This is a genomic window from Phenylobacterium sp. GW823-FHT02A09 (assembly GCF_058797775.1).
Window position 1 is genome coordinate 302,842 of the sequence record NZ_JBXAJZ010000002.1, and the last position, 16,725, is coordinate 319,566.

The following is a 16,725-nucleotide window of genomic DNA, read 5'->3' on the forward strand; positions in this document are numbered from 1 at the left end:
GCGACGTTATCCCCGGAACAGATCGAGGAACGCCGCCAGAGCCGCCGGGTCGCCCTTCTCGATCTTGACCTTGTCGGAGGCCAGCGCCGCCTGCATCGCGCTGGGCGAGGCGAGGGCTCCGACCCAGTCGGCCTTGGTCGCGGAGACCACCAGCGGAACGTCGGCGGCCACGCCGGTCGGGGTCTCGGCGACGCCGCGGCGCACGCGGATCGTCCAATCGCCGTCGCCGGCCAACTTCAGCCCCATCGCCGCCTCGGCGTTCGCCGCCTTCTCGGCGTTCAGCCGCACTGGGAAGGTCGCCATCACCGCGGCGGCCGGCAGCCCGGCGGCCTGCGAGCCGTTCTGACGGGCGCTGATGATCTGGGCCCAGCCGGGCGCCTTCTTCTCGAGCTCGGCGGCGCGCTCAAGGTAATAGTTGCGGCCATTGGGCGAGACGCTGTCGTAGCCGAGCTGGCGGAACGCCTTGGCCTGCAGCGCGTCGGCCTGCGGCTTCAAAGCCGCATCGGCGCGGCCGACATAGCCGGTCAGCTCGGCCGTCCACTTCCAACGCCCCTCGTCGAAGGCCTTCTGCGCCGCAGCCAACGCCGGAGCTGCGCCGCCGGCCAGGTCGACCACCTCCTTGGCCCGCACGTCCGGCGCGTCGAACGACAGGCTGGCCGGGTCGCCGCCGAACCAGCCCATGTAGCCGGCGAAGATCGAGCGCACCGACCATTCGACCGTGCCGTAGTGCTCGAAGAGGTACGGGTCGGCGGCGAGGTGAGCGGGCAGCTTCACTTTCTCGACGATCTCGTCCGGGGTCAGGCCCTGGTTCATCCAGCGGACCGTCTGGTCGTGGGTGAAGCGGATGGCGTCGCGATAGTTGGTCAGCTCGGTGGCGATCGCCTGCGCCCCGACGATCGGCCGGGTGTGCGAGGGGACCAGCACGTCGGGCTGCAGCGCCCGCATCCGGTCGATCGAATTCGCCCACTGCACGGGGTCGCGGTAGCTGGTGCCGCGGATCGTGTAGAGGTTGGGGAAGGCCTTGTAGATGTTGTCGCCGGGGAACAGCACCTTGCGATCGGGCATCCAGACCAGGATCTGGTCCTCGGTCTCGCCGGGCGCATGCTCCAGCACGAACTTCTCGCCGCCGAGGCTGATCTCCAGCTTGTCCGCGAACACCGTGTTGGGCGGAATGAAGCCGCCGGCCCCGCCGCCGCTGAACGCCGAGAGGTAGGGCCCGATCCCGACGCTGACGAAGCCCTCCGGCGTGCCCTTGGGCAGGAAGACGCCGTACATCCGCGCGGCGCGGGCGGCGATGGCCGGGGCGGCGACGCCGTTCCACTTGGCCGCCTCGCGCAGCAGGGTGTCGTGGGCGATGATCTTGGCGCCGTCCGCCACCGGGAAGCCGCGGGCGCCGTTGATGTGGTCGTTGTGGTTGTGAGTGTAGATCACCCCGACGATCGGCTTGCCGCCGGCGTGCGGCGCAAACTGTTCCCAGACCTTCTTGGCCTCGTCCAGGCTGTCGGTGGTGTCGATGATGACGACGCCGGTCTTGCCGACGACCATGATCGAATTGGCGATGCCGTAACCGACCGCCGAGAAGATCCCCGGCGCCGGTTCATAGACCTTGGGCGGGGCGAACTCGGCGGTATGGGCGGCCAACGAGGGCGCGATGCGCGGGGCCGGCTCGTGGGCGTAGGCGGCGCCGGCGGCGGCCAGCGCGGCCGTCAGCGCGGACGTTTGGGCCAGCATGCGGATCATCGAGGTCGCTCCCTATTGGCATTATGCACGCCAATTGGAGCCGGGCACCCGTAGCGGTCAAGGCTTGCCAGCGCAAAACCCCGCCCCGAAGATGGCCCCATAAGTTAGATCATAAGGGAGAAACGACATGGGATTGCTGACCGGCAAGGTCGCCATCATTACGGGCGCGGGCAACGGCCTGGGCGAGGCCTACGCCAAGCTGTTCGCCAAGGAAGGCGCAGCGGTCGTGGTCAACGACCTGGGCGGGCCGCGCGACGGCTCCGGCTCCGACAAGGGCGCGGCGCAGAAGGTCGTCGACGACATCATCGCCGCGGGCGGCCGCGCGGCGGCCAACACCGACGACGTCTCGACCCTCGAAGGCGGCGAGAACATCCTGAAGACCGCCCTGGATAATTTCGGCCAGGTCGACATCCTGGTCTGCAACGCCGGAATCCTGCGCGACAAGACCTTCGCCAACACCACCGAGCAGGACTGGGACCTGGTCGTGAAGGTGCACCTGAAGGGCACCTACTGCTGCACCATGCCGGTGTGGAAGTGGATGAAGGACAACGGCAAGCCCGGCGTCATCATCATGACCTCGTCGACCTCGGGCCTTTACGGCAACTTCGGCCAGTCGAACTACGGCGCGGCGAAGGCCGGCATCTACGGCTTCATGCGCGTGCTCTCGATCGAAGGACGCAAGTACGGCATCCGGGTCATGGGCCTGGCGCCGGGCGCCTTCACCCGTATGACCTCCGACCTGCCGGGCTTCCGCGACAAGGAGCCGGACGCCATGGCGCTGCCGGAGAACATCGCGCCGGGCGTGCTGTTCATGGCCTCGGACCTGGCTGCCGACCACACCGGCAAGGTGCTGGGCGTTTCGTCCCGCGGCGTCCGTGAGATCAAGATGCTGCAGACCGACGGCTTCACGCCCGGGCGCCCCTACACTGCCCAGGAGGTCGCCGAGCACGCGTCCGAGGTGTTCTTCCCAGCCGCTCAGGAAAAGACCGCGGCCAGCGCCTGACCCTACGTGTCATCCGGTCTTCGGCTGCCCGAAACCGGGATGACGCTCTAGGCGAACACGGTCAGCCGTTCGTCCAGTCTCTGGCGAACGGCTGGCCACTCCGGCGCCAGGATCGAGAAGATCACCGTGTCGCGGATGCGGCCGGTCCAGGTCTCGCGGTCCTGGCGAAGGATCCCTTCCTGCACCGCGCCGAGCTTCGTCACCGCCGCGCGCGAGCGGGCGTTGATGGCGTCGACCCGATAGACCACCCGTCGTGCGCCGCTGTCGAAGGCGTGCCCCATCATCAGCCGCTTGGCCGCCGGGTTGACCGCCGCGCCGCGGACGTCGGGCCGATAGTAGGTGCCGCCGACCTCCAGCACCGCATTGGCCGGATCGATCGCGTAGAAGGTCGTCAGGCCGACCAGCCTCTCGCCGGCTACGACCGCGTACGGCTGAGTGTTCCCCGCGGCCTGATCGTTCCGCAGCTTGGCCCAGGTCGGATCGAAGTGCTCGTTGGCCCAGGAGAACGGGTAGAGGTCGGTCCAGATGTCCTGATCGGCGTTGCAGGCCTCGCGAAGCGCGTCGCGATGCCCGTCAGCCATGGGCTCCAGCCGCACGAAGCGGTTCTCCAGCACCTTCGGTTCGACCTGCATCACGCGCCTCTCAGGAACAGTTGAGCGGCCTGGATCAGATAGAGCACGCCGATGCCGGTCACGATCCACTTCGTCCAGCTCTTGAAGTCCACATCGGTGATGCGGTCGAGGATCCGGCCTCCGACCACGGTGCCGGCCATCGACAGCGGAATGGCGATGGCGAACATCCACCACGGCGGCATGCCGGCGGTCTTGGCCGTCAGCAGGGGCGCACCGTAGACGAGGATCTTGGCCAAGTGTGCGAACACCTGGGTCGCCGCCTTGGTGGCGACGATGGCGTGGCGGGTGAGGCTGGTGCGGACGAAGAAGATGTCCAGCAGCGGCCCGGCCACCCCGGCGGTCAGATTGAGCCCGGTGACCATCAGGCCCGAGGCGAAGGCCTGCGGCGGACGGGCGGCGTCGAGGTTGATCCAGCGCTGCGGCAGCCACAGCAGGAAAGGCACCAAGCCCATCAGCAGGTAGAGCACCGGCTTGGACGGGACGAGGGAGATCATCGCCACTATGCCGCCCGCGGCGGCCGAGGCGATGGCGTACCAGCCGACGATGTCCCAGCGCACATGCTGGCGGTGCAGGATGGCGCGCCAGCCGTTGGCGACCAGCTGAAGAACGCCATGGCTCACGAAGGCGGCCGAGACGGGGAGCACCAGCGCCAGCCCCCCCATCAGCACGAGGCCGCCGGCCATGCCGAATACGCCGGACAAGGTCGCGGTGATGAACGCCAGAGCGATCAGGAAGAGAGCCGGTAGCAGCCCCATGGATAGTCCTCCAGGTTGCGAGCGGCTCGGAAGGGGGACACAGGCCCCCGACTCCACCGGCCAGCTGCGCGACACGCGCGCGGGAAAGAGGTCGCCCGCTGCGGCTCCCGGCGATCGCGCCGGTCGGAGGTTCGCTGTGGGCGAACCCCTGCATACACCCAACAGGCGTGGCTGTCAGAGGGCCTTGTAGAAGTAGGTGGTGGCGCAGGGCGTCCCGTCGGGCATCAGGGCGTAGTTCGGGATCACCCCGACCCTGGTCCAGCCGAGCCGGGCGTAGAGCCGTTCGGCGTCGCCGCCGGTGACGGTGTCGAGCACCAGCAAGGTCAGGCCGAGATCGCGGCCCGCCGCTTCGGCGGCGGCCAGCAGCGCCTGCGCCGCGCCGCGTTGTCGCCCGCGCCGGTGCACCAGCATCTTGGCGACGTCGCCGCGGTGCGGCTGGTTGGGCGTGCCGGCGCCGATCACCTGCACCACGCCGAACGCGCCCTCGTCGTCCTCGGCGACCAGCACCGCGCGCCCGTCGCCGGCCTGGGCCGCGGCGGCGCGTTTCCAGAAGTCCGTCGCCTCGTCCAGCGTCAGGTCGGCCATGAACGAGACCGAGGCCCCGCCGTCCACGCAGTCCTTCAGCACGACGCCGAGGGCCGGGGCCGCGCGCAGGGTTTCGTCGGCGCTCAGCCGTCTGATGCGGAAGCTCATGCCGAATCCTAGGCCGAGCCGGACGCGGCGGTCGATGGCGGCCGGACGAAGAAAAAGGCCCCGGTCTCCCGGGGCCTGATCCTGTGCAGCCTGGTCAGCCGGCGCCTAGTTGCGGAACACCGCGGCGCTCGACGGGTCGACCGGCATTTCGCGGTACTGGCGGACCTCGTTGCGGCCCACGACCATGTGGTGCACCTCGTCCGGGCCGTCGGCCAGGCGCAGGGTGCGGGTCGAGGTGTACATCCGGGCCAGCGGGGTCTTTTGGCTGACGCCCAGGGCGCCGTGCATCTGAATGGCCTGGTCGATGATCAGGCAGACGCGTTCCGGCACCATGGCCTTGACCATGTGGATCCAGATCCGGGCTTCGTCGCGCGGCAGGATGTCCATGGCCTTGGCGGCCTTCAGGACCATCAGGCGCATGGCTTCGATCTCGATGCGGGCGCGGCTGACGATCTCGATGTTGCCGCCCAGCTGGATGATCGGCTTGCCGAACGCCTCGCGGGTCAGGCCGCGGGTGACCAGCAGGTCGAGGGCCTTCTCAGCCTGGCCGATGGCGCGCATGCAGTGGTGGATACGGCCCGGACCCAGGCGCAGCTGGCTGATTTCGAAGCCGCGGCCTTCACCGAGCAGCATGTTCGAGGCCGGCACGCGGACGTTGTCGAACACGATGTGCATGTGGCCGTGCGGCGCGTCCGGGTCGCCGAAGACGTTCATCGGGCCGAGGATCTTCACGCCGGGCGCGTCGGTCGGCACCAGGATCTGCGACTGACGCAGGTGGGGCGGGCCGTCGGGGCTGGTCTGGACCATGGTGATCATGATCTTGCAGCGCGGGTCGCCGGCGCCCGAGATGTAGTGCTTCTCGCCGTTGATCACGTACTCGTCGCCGACCAGGGTGGCGCGGGTGTTGATGTTCTTGGCGTCCGACGAGGCGGCGTTGACCTCGGTCATCGCGAAGGCCGAGCGGATCTTGCCAGCCAGCAGGGGCTCGAGCCACTGCTTCTTCTGTTCCGGGGTGCCGACGCGCTCCAGCACTTCCATGTTGCCGGTGTCCGGGGCGGCGCAGTTCATCGTTTCCGACGCCATCGGGTTCTTGCCGAGCTCGACGGCGATGTAGGCGTAGTCGAGGTTCGACAGGCCTTCACCGGTGTGCGCGTCGGGCAGGAAGAAGTTCCAGAGGCCGGCGGCCTTGGCCTTGTCCTTGGCCGCTTCCAGCACTTCCAGCTGGCCGGGCGCGTAGCTCCAGATGTCGGTCTTGCCCTCGCCCAGGCGGTGGAATTCCTCGGACATGGGCTGGACCACGTCCTTGATGAATTGCTTCACCTGATTGTAGAGCGGCAGCGCCTTGTCCGACATGCGCAGGTCGTTCAGTTCGTCCTGCACGTTCAGCGAAAAGCTAGCCTGCTTGGCGGCGGCCTCGGTCATCTGGGTCTCTCCTGCTGCGATTTTGTTGGGCGGTAGTTTTGGCCCATATTTTCGCTAAATCAAACAAGCGTTTTAATTTTACGCCGTCCAGCGTTGGCCGTGTGCGGACACACGGCCGCAAACCCTTGCGCGGCAAGGGCTGGGATCTTCGGGCGGGAATGGCGGCAGGACGGCGCGGCGCGCCGCGAGCTCAGGCGTAGAGCGGCGCAGGCAGGCTCAGCAGCACCAAGGCTGCGGCCAGGCCCAAGATGACCAGCGCGGGCGCAAGCTTCAGGAGCAGGTTCATGATCATGAAATGGGAGCGACCGGTCGGTATCGCCAGCCGCATTCCAGACATTTGTTATGGGGCTCAGCCGTGGTGGCAGACGGCTTCGATGTTGTGGCCGTCGGGGTCGAGCACGAAGGCTCCGTAGTAGGTCGGATGATAGTGCTCGCGCAGGCCGGGCGGACCGTTGTCGCGTCCGCCGGCGGCGAGCGCCGCGGCGTAGAAGGCGTCGACCGTCGCGCGGTCCGGGGCCACGAAGGCGACGTGCAGCGAACCGGTGGTCGATCCGGCGTCGCCGATCCAGAAGTAGGGCTTGCCGTCCGAGCCGTAGCCGAGATGGCTGGAGCCGCCGGTCTGCTCGGGCGTCACCTCCATCACCACGGCGACGCCGAGCGGCGCGAGCGCGGCGTCGTAGAAGGCCTTGGCCCGCTTGAAGTCGCTGACGGTCAGTCCAAGATGGTCGAGCATGGGTTTGTCCCTTCGGATGTCGACCGCCAGCCTTAGCGGCGGGACTGACGCAAACCTGTCAGCAGCCCCGCCGGTTCGCCGATTATTTCGAGGCTAGGCCCGAGGCGGTCTTGCAGACCGCCTCGACCAGGGCCTTGTCCTCGGCGCTCTTGGCCGCGCCCGGGGTCGCGGTGCGCCAAGTGGTCGACAGCTCCAGCGGCTTCTTCGGCGAATAGCCGCCGAGGCTGATCATCGACTTGCCGTTGCAGTCGACGGCGGTGACGAAGCCGACCCCGTCGGCCTTGCCCGGGCCCGACGGGCCCATGCGCGGCTCGGCGCCCGGCTTACCGACGGCCTGCATCACGACCACGCGGCCGCTCTGGACGTCGCGGTACGAGTAGTCGGCGTCATAAGACCATTCGAGGCCGTTGGCGGTCTTGGCGTAGGGGGTCCAGGTCTCGGCCTGGACGGTGGTGGCGGCGGCCAAGGCGCAGAGGCCGGCGAGCGCGAAAATGCGGCGCATGGTGGTGTACTTCTCCTGGTGTTCCCTCGGGCGCCAACCTATCTGCCGGCTGCTGCGGTAACCAAGCGGAATCAAAAACCGCCGTGCGCCGCGCTTGACTCCCTCCTGCCCCTTGCCTACCTCCGCCCTGCGTTAGCACTCAGGGGCTGCGGCTGCTAACGGCCGCGTCCGGGGTGTTGGCCAAAGCAATTTCAACCGTCCCGAACGGAGACATACATATGGCGTTTCGTCCTCTGGGAGACCGCGTCCTCGTGAAGCGCGTCGAGGAAGAAGAAAAGACCAAGGGCGGGATCATCATCCCCGACACCGCCAAGGAAAAGCCGCAGGAAGGCGAAGTCGTCGCCGTCGGCCCCGGCGCCCGTGACGACAACGGCAAGCTTCAGCCGCTCGACGTGAAGGCCGGCGACCGCATCCTGTTCGGCAAGTGGTCGGGCACCGAGGTCAAGATCGACGGCAAGGACCTGCTGATCATGAAGGAAAGCGACGTCCTGGGCGTGGTCGAGTAACCACCCCTCCTTCGTCCTTCCTCCCCATTCACACCTTTTGAAAGACGAGAAAAATGGCCGCCAAAGACGTCTATTTCTCCTCCGACGCTCGTGACCGCATGCTGCGCGGCGTCAACACCCTCGCCAACGCGGTGAAGGTGACCCTCGGCCCCAAGGGCCGCAACGTCGTGATCGAAAAGTCCTTCGGCGCTCCGCGCTCGACCAAGGACGGCGTCTCGGTCGCCAAGGAAATCGAACTGGCTGACCGCTTCGAGAACCTCGGCGCCCAGCTGATCCGCGAAGTCGCCTCGAAGACCAACGACAAGGCCGGCGACGGCACCACCACCGCCACCGTGCTGGCGCAAGCCATCGTCGTCGAAGGCCTGAAGTCGGTCGCCGCCGGCATGAACCCGATGGACCTGAAGCGCGGCGTCGACAAGGCCGTCCTCAAGGTCATCGAAGAGATCAAGTCGACCTCCAAGAAGGTCACCACCAACTCGGAAATCGCTCAGGTCGGCACCATCTCGGCCAACGGCGACACCGAAGTCGGTGAAATGATCGCCAAGGCGATGGCCAAGGTCGGCAACGAGGGTGTCATCACCGTCGAAGAAGCCAAGAGCCTGGAAACCGAACTCGACGTCGTCGAGGGGATGCAGTTCGACCGCGGCTACCTGTCGCCGTACTTCATCACCAACGCCGACAAGATGGAAGTCGAGCTGGAAGAGCCGCTGATCCTGCTCTTCGAAAAGAAGGTCTCCTCGCTGCAGCCGCTGCTGCCGGTGCTGGAAGCCGTCGTGCAGTCGGGCCGTCCGCTGCTGATCATCGCTGAAGACGTCGAAGGCGAAGCCCTGGCCACCCTGGTGGTCAACAAGCTGCGCGGCGGCCTGAAGGTCGCGGCCGTCAAGGCTCCGGGCTTCGGCGATCGCCGCAAGGCCATGCTGGAAGATATCGCCATCCTCACCGGCGGCGAGCTGATCAGCGAAGACCTGGGCATCAAGCTCGAGAACGTCACCCTCGACATGCTCGGCCGCGCCAAGAAGGTCCAGATCACCAAGGACGACACCACCATCGTGGACGGCGTCGGCGCCAAGGACGCGATCGAAGGCCGCATCGGCCAGATCAAGCGTCAGATCGAAGAGACCACCTCGGACTACGACAAGGAAAAGCTGCAAGAGCGTCTGGCCAAGCTGGCCGGCGGCGTTGCGGTCATCCGCGTCGGCGGTGCGACCGAAGTCGAAGTGAAGGAAAAGAAGGACCGCGTCGACGACGCCCTCAACGCGACCCGCGCGGCCGTGGAAGAAGGCATCGTGCCCGGCGGCGGCGTCGCTCTGCTGAAGGCCTCTAAGGTCCTCGACGGCCTGAAAGGCGACAACGCCGATCAGGACGCCGGCGTCGCCATCGTGCGTCGCGCCCTGCAGGCGCCGATCCGTCAGATCTCGGAAAACGCCGGGGTCGAAGGCTCGATCGTCGTCGGCAAGATCCTCGAAAGCACCTCGCCGACCTTCGGCTTCAACGCTCAGACCGAGCAGTACGTCGACCTGGTCGCCGACGGCGTCATCGACCCGGCCAAGGTCGTGCGCACGGCTCTGCAGGACGCCGCCTCGGTGTCGGGCCTGCTGATCACCACGGAAGCGGCGATCGTCGAGGCTCCGAAGAAGAACGCTCCGGCCGGCGGCATGCCGGACATGGGCGGCATGGGCGGCATGGACTTCTAAGTCCACGACACCTGTCGAACTAAGGAAGGGCGGGGCCGCGAGGCTCCGCCCTTTTTCTTTGCCCTACCGCTTGGCGTCGCCGATCACCACGCCGCCCGCCCAGCTGGCCAGGCCGGTGATGATCGCCGCGGCGACGCCCGACCAGAAGCCGTGCACCCAGAAGCCGGGCAGCATCCAGGCCACCAGCCCGATCATCGCCGCGTTCAGCACTAGCAGGAACAGCCCCAGGGTGACGATGGTCAGCGGCAGGGTCAGGACGAACAGGATCGGCCGCACGATCGCGTTCAGCACCCCCAGCAGCACCGCGGCCAGCAGCAGGTCGACGAGACCGTCGTAGCCCACGCCCTTCAGCAGATAGGCGGCGAGCGCGAGGCCCAGCGCGGCGAAGATCACGCGGGCGATAAAGCGGGTCATCGGGAGGCTCCGTAGCTTTGCTGCGGCGACGATGGGGCCGGGCGCGCCGCTTGGCAATCGCACGCCGCCGGCCCGCGTTTCAGCAACGTTACAAGCACGCCCCGCTTTGGCCGCACCCACGGTCCAGCTAGGCCGCCCGGCGCCGGGACGGGCGCGCAAGGGTTCCTCGCATGCTTCGTATCGCCATCGCCGCCGCGGCGTTGCTCGCCGCCACGCCCGCTCTCGCCCAGATGGGCCCGCCGCCGGGCGGACGGCCGCCGCCCGGAGAGCGGCCTTCCGGCGAACGGCCGCCCCGCGGCGGGCCCAGCGAACACGTACAGCTGTTCCTCAGCCCGTCGGGCGAGCCGTTCCGCGGCGAGGACGGCCTGGCCGACTGGTTCGCCGGCGCCGACGCCGACAAGGACGGGACGCTGACCCTGGCCGAGTTCCGCGACGACGCCATGCGCTTCTTCAAGGTGCTGGACGACGACGGCGACGGTCAGGTCGACGGACCGGAGAACAGCGCCTACGAGACCAAGATCGCGCCGGAGATCACCCGCATGGACCTCGGTCCCGGCGGCCCGCCCGGCAAGCGTCCGATCGTGCGCAAGACCGACAAGCGCGAACCGCGCGTCGGCGCGGCCCGCTTCTCGCTCATCAACGAGGCCCAGCCGGTGCGCGGCGCCGACGCGGACCTCAACCAGCGGGTCAGCAGCGAGGAATGGGCCAAGGCCGCGCGCCGGCGCTACGAGATCCTCGACGCCGACAAGGACGGCAAGCTGACCCTCGAGGCGCTGCGTCCGCGCCTGGCGCGCTAGGCGCTCGCCAGGTCCACCTGCGGGATCGACTGACGGAGCCGGCCGCCGACGCGGATTGGCTCGATCCGCCGCGCCAGGCCGGTGGAGTCGTCGGTCTCGACGAACACGCCGCAAACGGTCGCCGGCCCCTCGGCGGGCTTGTAGCGGCCGCCGGAGATGCGGGTGGTGAACCGGCGCAGCGGCTCTTCCTTCTGGTTGCCGATGACGCTGTCGTAGTCGGCGCAGGCGCCCGCGTCGGTCTGATAGGCGGTGCCGCCCGGCAGGATCTGACAGTCGGCGGTCGGGACGTGGGTGTGGGTGCCGACCACCAGGCTGGCGCGGCCGTCGCAGAAGTGGCCCATGGCCATCTTCTCGCTGGTCGCCTCGGCGTGCATGTCGACCACCACCGCGTCGGCGACCATGCCCAGCGGGGCCTTGTCCAGCTCGCGATCCACGGCGGCGAACGGGTCGTCCAGCGAATCCATGTGCACCCGGCCCAGCAGGTTGATCACCACGATCCGCTTGCCTTCCCGCGTCTCGAACAGATTGGCGCCGCGGCCCGGCGCGTCGGCCAGCACCGGATAGTTCAGCGGCCGGATCAGCCGCGGCTCGCGCACGATGTAGGTCAGCGCCTCCTTCTGATCCCAGGAGTGGTTGCCCAGGGTCAGACAGTCGGCGCCGGCGTCGAACAGCTCGCGCGCCGTGTTCTCGGTGATCCCGAAGCCGGCGGCCGCGTTCTCGGCGTTGATGATCACGAACTCGAGGCCCAGCGCGCGGCGCAGGTGCGGAAGGTGATCGGCGAGGCCCTCGCGGCCGGCTCGGCCGACGACGTCCCCGAAGAAAGCAAAGCGCATGCGGAATTAGTCCTTTCGGACCTCCGTATACCCGTTTTCCGTGAGAATGGCGTCCAGCCTTTGGTCGTGTGGCTCCATGGCCAGCGCCTCGACCTCCTGGCCGGCATAGGCCAGGCCGAGCACGAACACCGGGCCGGCCGCCCGCAGCGCGGCGAGCGTGCGGTCGTAGTGCCCGCCGCCCTGCCCCAGCCGGCCGCCAGCCTTGTCGAAGGCCAGCAGCGGGCAGATCACGAGCTGCGGCCGCACCAGCGGGGCGTCGGCCGGCGGCGTCGGCACGCCGAAGGCGTCGATCTCGGCCTCGTCGTCCCTGCGCCAGGCGCGGAAGATCAGCGGCGCGTCGGGGGCCAGCGTCACCGGCAGGGCAAGCCGCCCGCCGGCCTTGACCAGCCGCGCAGCCAGCGGAGCCGGGTCGAGTTCGGATCCCACGGCGTGATAGCTGGCGAACCACTCGAAGGCGGGCAGCACCTCCAGCGGCAGAGCCGCGGCGGCGGCCTGGGCCGCGTCCGGCCGCGCCGCGTCGAGCGCCCGACGGCGCTTGCGCAGCACGCTGCGAAGTTTCGTTTTGTCAGGAGGCAGGTTCACCGCGCGAGTTTAGCGCGAAGGGTGGCGGCGCCGCGAGAGCCGTGAAGGTCGGTTTTATCCCCTCGGACCTGGCTAACCAGGTGGGCTCCGTAGTGCCTGGCCCCACGGGGCCAAACAGGGACAGATCCCTTCGAAGAAATTAAGGTCTCTGGGATAGATTGCCTTCGACGAGAGCCACAGCATGACCCGCCGTTGACCAAGGTAGGGCCGCGGGGGCCTTGGAACAAGCGGGACGGACGGTCTTCTTTCCCTCCCCATCGTGGGGAGGGCGGATCGCCGCGCCGCGGCGAGACGGGTGGGGGACGACCCACGCAACAAAGCCCCACGCTGGCGGCTACGCCGCCTGTCCCTCCCCACGAGGGGGAGGGAAAAGATCATCCCTGCGCCAGCTTCTCGATGCGCTTGGCGGCGTTTTCCAGGGCGCCGACGGCGCGGGTTTCGACCCGGGCCTGGTCGGACTGGAAGCGGGCCAGTTCGGCCTGCACCACCGAGAGGCGGCCGCGCAGATCGGAGAGTTCGTCGGCCAGCAGCAGCGCGCCCATCAGGAACAGCCGCGTCTCGCCGAGTTGGCCCATGTCCTCTGACACCTGGCGCACCTGGCGGTCGAACAGCCGGGCCAGCTCCAGCAGGTGATGTTCCTGGCCGTCCTCGCAGCCGACCGCATAGGGCCGGCCGTTCACCGTGATGTTGACCTGAGCCATGAGCCTTTAGGCCTCCTCGGTCTCTTGCGCGGCCGGCTCGCCGGACAGCGCCGCCTTGATCTCGGCGATGGCGCGACCCAGGGCCGCAGAGGCCTCCACGCCGGCCTCCTCCAGCTCCTTCTCGCGAACCTTGGCCTTTTCAAGCTCGGCCGCGAGCCGCACGCCGTCCTGGTCGAACAGCCCGCCGCCGCCCTGTCCGGCCGAGCCGGCAAGGCGTTGCTCAAGTTGAGAGATCGCCCGGTCCAGCCGTTTCACAGCCTGATCGAGAGGGCTTTCACCCGCCGGCTCCCGCATATTCACGCGCTCCGAAAGTGTGTCCGTTAATCTATAGACTGCGTCGGCCTTGCGCCGAAAGCCGGACTGTGGCGTGACCTTTCCTTGACCCTGCAAGCCTCGCGTGCGAGGGGCGCGCGCAAATTCCCGCACCATTCCCCCGCCAGACTCACCGGAACAGATAATGCCCGCACCGCTGCAATCCATGGCCGACGCCATTCGCGTGCTCTCGATGGACGCCGTCGAGCAGGCGGCCTCGGGGCACCCCGGGATGCCGATGGGCATGGCCGACGTCGCCACGGTGCTGTGGACCAAGTTCCTCAAGTTCGACGCCAGCACCCCGGACTGGGCCGACCGCGACCGCTTCGTGCTGTCGGCCGGCCACGGCTCGATGCTGCTCTACTCGCTGCTCCACCTGACCGGCTTCAAGGCGATGACGCTGGAGCAGATCAAGAACTTCCGCCAGTGGGGCTCCAACACCGCCGGCCACCCCGAGTACGGCCACACCCCGGGCGTCGAGACCACCACCGGCCCGCTGGGCCAGGGCCTGGCCACTTCGGTCGGCATGGCGATGGCCGAGCGTCACCTGGCCGCCCGCTTCGGCGCCGACCTGGTCGACCACCGCACCTGGGTGATCTGCGGCGACGGCTGCCTGATGGAGGGCGTCAGCCACGAGGCGATCAGCCTGGCCGGCCGCCTGAAGCTGAACAAGCTGACCGTGCTGTGGGACGACAACGACGTGACCATCGACGGCGCGGTGTCGCTGGCCGAGACCGGCGACCAGGTCGCCCGCTTCAAGGCCGCCGGCTGGGCGGTGAAGGCGATCGACGGCCATGACGTCGGCCAGATCCGCCGGGCCCTGGCCTGGGCGACCAAGCAGGACCGTCCGTCGCTGATCGCCTGCAAGACCAAGATCGGCAAGGGCGCGGCGACCATGGAAGGTCACCACAAGACCCACGGCGCGGCCCTGGGCGCCACCGAGATCGCCGCCACCCGCGCCAAGATGGGCTGGTCGGCTGAGCCGTTCGCGATCCCCGACGACGTCGTGAAGCCCTGGCGTTCGGCCGGCCGCCGCGGCGCCAAGGACCGCAAGGCCTGGCAAGCGCGCCTGGCCGCCTCGCCGCACGCCGGCGTCTTCGCCCGCGCCATCAAGGGCGAGCTGCCGGCCGACGCCTTCGAGCGCCTGGACGCGCACATCGCCGAAGCCGCCGCCGCCAAGCCGGCCGCCGCCACCCGCCAGCACTCGGGCTCGGCGCTCGACGCGCTGTTCCCGGCGATCCCGGAAATGGTCGGCGGTTCGGCCGACCTGACCGGCTCGAACAACACCTTCGTCAAGAACACCGCGATCTTCGACACCCCCGACTATTCGGGCCGCTACGTGAACTACGGCGTGCGCGAGTTCGGCATGGCCGCGGCGATGAACGGCATGGCCCTGCACGGCGGCGTCATCCCGTACGGCGGGGCGTTCATGGTGTTCTCGGACTACAGCCGCCCGGCGATCCGCCTGGGCGCGCTGATGGGCGTGCGGGTGGTCCACGTGATGACCCACGACTCCATCGGCGTCGGCGAGGACGGCCCGACCCACCAGCCGGTCGAGCACCTGGCCAGCATGCGCGCCATGCCCAACCTCAACGTCTTCCGCCCGGCCGACGCGGTGGAGACCGCCGAGTGCTGGAAGATCGCGCTGCAGTCGCAGAAGACCCCGGCGTTCATGGCCCTGTCGCGCCAGAAGGTCCCGGCGGTGCGTGACAGCGCCCCGGAAAACCTTTCGGCCAAGGGCGCCTACGAGCTGAAGGCCGCCAGCGCCGAAGCCCAGGTGACGATCTTCGCCTCGGGCACCGAGGTCTCGATCGCCGTCGCCGCGCGCGAGCTGCTGGAAGCCGACGGCGTCGCCACCCGCGTCGTCTCGACCCCCTGCTGGGAACTGTTCGACGCCCAACCGGCGGCCTATCGGCAGGCGACCATCGGCAAGGCGCCGGTACGCGTCGCCGTCGAGGCCGCGGCCAGCTTCGGCTGGGAGCGGTTCATCGGTGAAAACGGCGCCTTCGTCGGCATGCACGGCTGGGGCGCCAGCGCCCCCGCCGACCGGCTGTACAAGGAATTCGGCATCACCGCCGAGGCCGTCGTCGCCGCCGCGAAGGCCAAGCTCGGCTAAGCCGGGCTAGGATCGCCTATCGTCAGCCGCGAAAGCCTATCGGCAGGTTTTCGCGGCCGACCTCCACCTACCTGCCAGGATGGCCCGCATGCGTCTCGGAACCCCGCTCTCGCCGTCGGCCGTCAGGGTCATGCTGCTGGGCTCGGGCGAGCTCGGCAAAGAGGTCGCCATCGAACTGCAGCGGCTGGGCTGCGAGGTCATCGCCGTCGACCGCTACGCCGGCGCCCCGGCCATGCAGGTCGCCCACCGCAGCCACGTCATCGCCATGACCGACGCCGTGGCCCTGCGCGCCCTGGTGCTGGCCGAGTGCCCGCACCTGATCGTGCCCGAGATCGAGGCCATCGCCACCGACGAGCTGGTCAAGCTCGAGGCCGAGGGCGTGGCCACCGTCATCCCGACCGCCCGCGCCGCCCAGCTGACCATGAACCGCGAGGGCATCCGCCGGCTGGCGGCCGAGACGCTGGGCCTGGCCACCTCGCCCTACGCCTTCGCCTCATCGGAAGCCGAGTTGGCCGAAGGCGCGGCGAAGGTCGCCGGCTTCCCCTGCTTCGTGAAGCCGGTGATGTCGTCGTCCGGCAAGGGCCAGTCCTATGTCGAGGGCCCCGAAGGCATCGCCGCGGCCTGGCGCTACGCCCTGGAAGGCGGCCGCGTCGAGCAGCCCCGGGTGATCGTCGAGGGCAAGATCGAATTCGACTTCGAGATCACCCTGCTGACCGTGCGCTCCAAAGGCGCCGGCGGCGAGATCGAGACCAGCTTCTGCGCGCCGATCGGCCACCGCCAGGTCAAGGGCGACTATGTCGAGAGCTGGCAGCCGCAGGCGATGAGCCCGGCGGCGCTGGAGCGCGCCAGGGACATCGCCGCCAAGGTCACCGGCGAGCTCGGCGGCCTGGGCATCTTCGGGGTCGAGCTGTTCGTGCGCGGCGACGAGGTCTGGTTCTCGGAGGTCAGCCCGCGGCCGCACGACACCGGCCTGGTCACCCTGGCCACCCAGTACCAGAGCGAGTTCGCCCTGCACGCCCGCGCCATCCTCGGCCTGCCGACCGACGTCGCCCAGCGCGAGCCGGGGGCCAGCGCGGTGATCTATGGCGGCATGGAGGCCCCGGGCATCGCCTTCGAGGGCGTCGCCGAGGCGCTGAGCGTGCCCGGCGCGGACCTGCGCCTGTTCGGCAAGCCCGAGAGCTTCGAGCGCCGCCGCATGGGCGTGGCCCTGGCCAGAGGCGCCGACGTCGACCAGGCCCGCGAACGGGCCCGCGAGGCCGCCGGCCGCGTGAAGCCGGTCAAGGGCTGACG

18 protein-coding genes are annotated in these 16,725 nt (G+C 68.9%); 6 read left to right on the plus strand and 12 right to left on the minus strand.

All coding sequences use genetic code 11. From position 1 onward, the window contains the following. Window positions 1-6: 6 nt before the first annotated feature. On the minus strand, window positions 7-1,740 hold the full coding sequence (locus AC1Q87_RS08635) for an alkyl sulfatase dimerization domain-containing protein (protein ID WP_492608558.1): 1,734 nt from the start codon (window positions 1,738-1,740) through the stop codon (window positions 7-9). 127 nt (window positions 1,741-1,867) lie between these two features. On the opposite strand from AC1Q87_RS08635, the gene AC1Q87_RS08640 reads away from it, so the two are divergent. Then, window positions 1,868-2,743 (plus strand): SDR family NAD(P)-dependent oxidoreductase, encoded by an 876-nt coding sequence (locus tag AC1Q87_RS08640; RefSeq protein WP_492608559.1) that lies wholly within the window; start codon window positions 1,868-1,870, stop codon window positions 2,741-2,743. Window positions 2,744-2,790: 47 nt separating this feature from the next. Here the strand turns inward: AC1Q87_RS08640 and AC1Q87_RS08645 are convergent, their stop codons facing one another. The 6 genes from AC1Q87_RS08645 to AC1Q87_RS08670 form a co-directional block, all read right to left on the minus strand. Next, on the minus strand, window positions 2,791-3,375 hold the full coding sequence (locus tag AC1Q87_RS08645) for a GNAT family N-acetyltransferase (RefSeq protein ID WP_492608560.1): 585 nt from the start codon (window positions 3,373-3,375) through the stop codon (window positions 2,791-2,793). Beyond that, window positions 3,375-4,130, minus strand: a complete 756-nt coding sequence (locus AC1Q87_RS08650; protein WP_492608561.1) for a TSUP family transporter — start codon at window positions 4,128-4,130, stop codon at window positions 3,375-3,377. Before AC1Q87_RS08650 ends, AC1Q87_RS08645 begins: the two co-directional genes overlap by 1 nt. 174 nt (window positions 4,131-4,304) lie before the next feature. Beyond that, window positions 4,305-4,823, minus strand: a complete 519-nt coding sequence (locus AC1Q87_RS08655) for a GNAT family N-acetyltransferase (protein ID WP_492608562.1) — start codon at window positions 4,821-4,823, stop codon at window positions 4,305-4,307. A 105-nt stretch (window positions 4,824-4,928) separates the two neighbouring features. Continuing rightward, complete coding sequence (locus AC1Q87_RS08660) at window positions 4,929-6,245, minus strand: acyl-CoA dehydrogenase family protein (RefSeq protein WP_492608563.1); 1,317 nt, start codon at window positions 6,243-6,245, stop codon at window positions 4,929-4,931. A gap of 349 nt (window positions 6,246-6,594) precedes the next feature. Continuing rightward, window positions 6,595-6,978 (minus strand): VOC family protein, encoded by a 384-nt coding sequence (locus tag AC1Q87_RS08665; RefSeq protein WP_492608564.1) that lies wholly within the window; start codon window positions 6,976-6,978, stop codon window positions 6,595-6,597. An 82-nt stretch (window positions 6,979-7,060) separates the two neighbouring features. Continuing rightward, complete coding sequence (locus AC1Q87_RS08670) at window positions 7,061-7,480, minus strand: hypothetical protein (RefSeq protein ID WP_492608565.1); 420 nt, start codon at window positions 7,478-7,480, stop codon at window positions 7,061-7,063. A gap of 218 nt (window positions 7,481-7,698) precedes the next feature. Here AC1Q87_RS08670 and groES point away from each other — a divergent pair, with 218 nt between their 5' ends. Together groES and groL are read left to right on the plus strand one after the other, a co-directional pair. After that, window positions 7,699-7,986 (plus strand): co-chaperone GroES, encoded by a 288-nt coding sequence (gene groES / locus AC1Q87_RS08675; protein ID WP_056017581.1) that lies wholly within the window; start codon window positions 7,699-7,701, stop codon window positions 7,984-7,986. A 53-nt stretch (window positions 7,987-8,039) separates the two neighbouring features. Continuing rightward, window positions 8,040-9,680, plus strand: a complete 1,641-nt coding sequence (groL, locus tag AC1Q87_RS08680) for a chaperonin GroEL (protein ID WP_492608566.1) — start codon at window positions 8,040-8,042, stop codon at window positions 9,678-9,680. Between the two features lie 63 nt (window positions 9,681-9,743). Here groL and AC1Q87_RS08685 read toward each other — a convergent pair whose 3' ends face one another. After that, the gene (locus tag AC1Q87_RS08685; RefSeq protein WP_436063095.1) at window positions 9,744-10,094 is read right to left on the minus strand and encodes a phage holin family protein; all 351 of its coding nucleotides are present in this window, start codon (window positions 10,092-10,094) and stop codon (window positions 9,744-9,746) included. 170 nt (window positions 10,095-10,264) lie between these two features. Between AC1Q87_RS08685 and AC1Q87_RS08690 the strand changes: the two genes are divergently transcribed. After that, complete coding sequence (locus AC1Q87_RS08690) at window positions 10,265-10,891, plus strand: hypothetical protein (protein WP_492608567.1); 627 nt, start codon at window positions 10,265-10,267, stop codon at window positions 10,889-10,891. Here AC1Q87_RS08690 and AC1Q87_RS08695 read toward each other — a convergent pair. From AC1Q87_RS08695 to AC1Q87_RS08710, 4 genes are all read right to left on the minus strand, one after another. Next, window positions 10,888-11,724 carry a TIGR00282 family metallophosphoesterase gene (locus tag AC1Q87_RS08695; RefSeq protein ID WP_492608568.1) on the minus strand — a complete coding sequence of 279 codons (837 nt, stop codon included), beginning with the start codon at window positions 11,722-11,724 and terminating at the stop codon, window positions 10,888-10,890. The two genes, AC1Q87_RS08690 and AC1Q87_RS08695, sit on opposite strands and share 4 nt — an antisense overlap. Window positions 11,725-11,730: 6 nt before the next feature. After that, entirely contained in the window at window positions 11,731-12,306 is a 576-nt protein-coding gene (locus AC1Q87_RS08700) for a 5-formyltetrahydrofolate cyclo-ligase (protein ID WP_492608569.1), read from the minus strand. Window positions 12,307-12,680: 374 nt separating this feature from the next. After that, window positions 12,681-13,007 carry a cell division protein ZapA gene (locus AC1Q87_RS08705; RefSeq protein ID WP_183771446.1) on the minus strand — a complete coding sequence of 109 codons (327 nt, stop codon included), beginning with the start codon at window positions 13,005-13,007 and terminating at the stop codon, window positions 12,681-12,683. Between the two features lie 6 nt (window positions 13,008-13,013). Next, window positions 13,014-13,499: a DUF4164 family protein gene (locus AC1Q87_RS08710; protein WP_492608570.1), complete on the minus strand. Its 486-nt coding sequence runs from the start codon at window positions 13,497-13,499 to the stop codon at window positions 13,014-13,016. On the opposite strand from AC1Q87_RS08710, the gene tkt reads away from it, so the two are divergent. Then, a complete protein-coding gene (tkt, locus tag AC1Q87_RS08715) occupies window positions 13,465-15,435 on the plus strand; it encodes a transketolase (RefSeq protein ID WP_492608571.1) in 1,971 nt (656 codons plus the stop codon). The two genes, AC1Q87_RS08710 and tkt, sit on opposite strands and share 35 nt — an antisense overlap. Window positions 15,436-15,523: 88 nt before the next feature. After that, entirely contained in the window at window positions 15,524-16,723 is a 1,200-nt protein-coding gene (gene purT, locus AC1Q87_RS08720; protein ID WP_492608572.1) for a formate-dependent phosphoribosylglycinamide formyltransferase, read from the plus strand. Window positions 16,724-16,725: the final 2 nt, after the last annotated feature.

Coding starts and splice junctions, on each gene's coding strand:
- AC1Q87_RS08660 (WP_492608563.1), bottom strand. CDS start 6,245: ATGACCGAGGCCGCCGCCAAGCAGGCTAGCTTTTCGCTGAACGTGCAG.
- AC1Q87_RS08705 (WP_183771446.1), bottom strand. CDS start 13,007: ATGGCTCAGGTCAACATCACGGTGAACGGCCGGCCCTATGCGGTCGGC.
- groL (WP_492608566.1), top strand. CDS start 8,040: ATGGCCGCCAAAGACGTCTATTTCTCCTCCGACGCTCGTGACCGCATG.
- AC1Q87_RS08645 (WP_492608560.1), bottom strand. CDS start 3,375: ATGCAGGTCGAACCGAAGGTGCTGGAGAACCGCTTCGTGCGGCTGGAG.
- AC1Q87_RS08695 (WP_492608568.1), bottom strand. CDS start 11,724: ATGCGCTTTGCTTTCTTCGGGGACGTCGTCGGCCGAGCCGGCCGCGAG.
- groES (WP_056017581.1), top strand. CDS start 7,699: ATGGCGTTTCGTCCTCTGGGAGACCGCGTCCTCGTGAAGCGCGTCGAG.
- tkt (WP_492608571.1), top strand. CDS start 13,465: ATGCCCGCACCGCTGCAATCCATGGCCGACGCCATTCGCGTGCTCTCG.
- AC1Q87_RS08640 (WP_492608559.1), top strand. CDS start 1,868: ATGGGATTGCTGACCGGCAAGGTCGCCATCATTACGGGCGCGGGCAAC.
- AC1Q87_RS08690 (WP_492608567.1), top strand. CDS start 10,265: ATGCTTCGTATCGCCATCGCCGCCGCGGCGTTGCTCGCCGCCACGCCC.
- AC1Q87_RS08635 (WP_492608558.1), bottom strand. CDS start 1,740: ATGATCCGCATGCTGGCCCAAACGTCCGCGCTGACGGCCGCGCTGGCC.
- AC1Q87_RS08655 (WP_492608562.1), bottom strand. CDS start 4,823: ATGAGCTTCCGCATCAGACGGCTGAGCGCCGACGAAACCCTGCGCGCG.
- AC1Q87_RS08670 (WP_492608565.1), bottom strand. CDS start 7,480: ATGCGCCGCATTTTCGCGCTCGCCGGCCTCTGCGCCTTGGCCGCCGCC.
- AC1Q87_RS08710 (WP_492608570.1), bottom strand. CDS start 13,499: ATGGCGTCGGCCATGGATTGCAGCGGTGCGGGCATTATCTGTTCCGGT.
- purT (WP_492608572.1), top strand. CDS start 15,524: ATGCGTCTCGGAACCCCGCTCTCGCCGTCGGCCGTCAGGGTCATGCTG.
- AC1Q87_RS08685 (WP_436063095.1), bottom strand. CDS start 10,094: ATGACCCGCTTTATCGCCCGCGTGATCTTCGCCGCGCTGGGCCTCGCG.
- AC1Q87_RS08650 (WP_492608561.1), bottom strand. CDS start 4,130: ATGGGGCTGCTACCGGCTCTCTTCCTGATCGCTCTGGCGTTCATCACC.
- AC1Q87_RS08665 (WP_492608564.1), bottom strand. CDS start 6,978: ATGCTCGACCATCTTGGACTGACCGTCAGCGACTTCAAGCGGGCCAAG.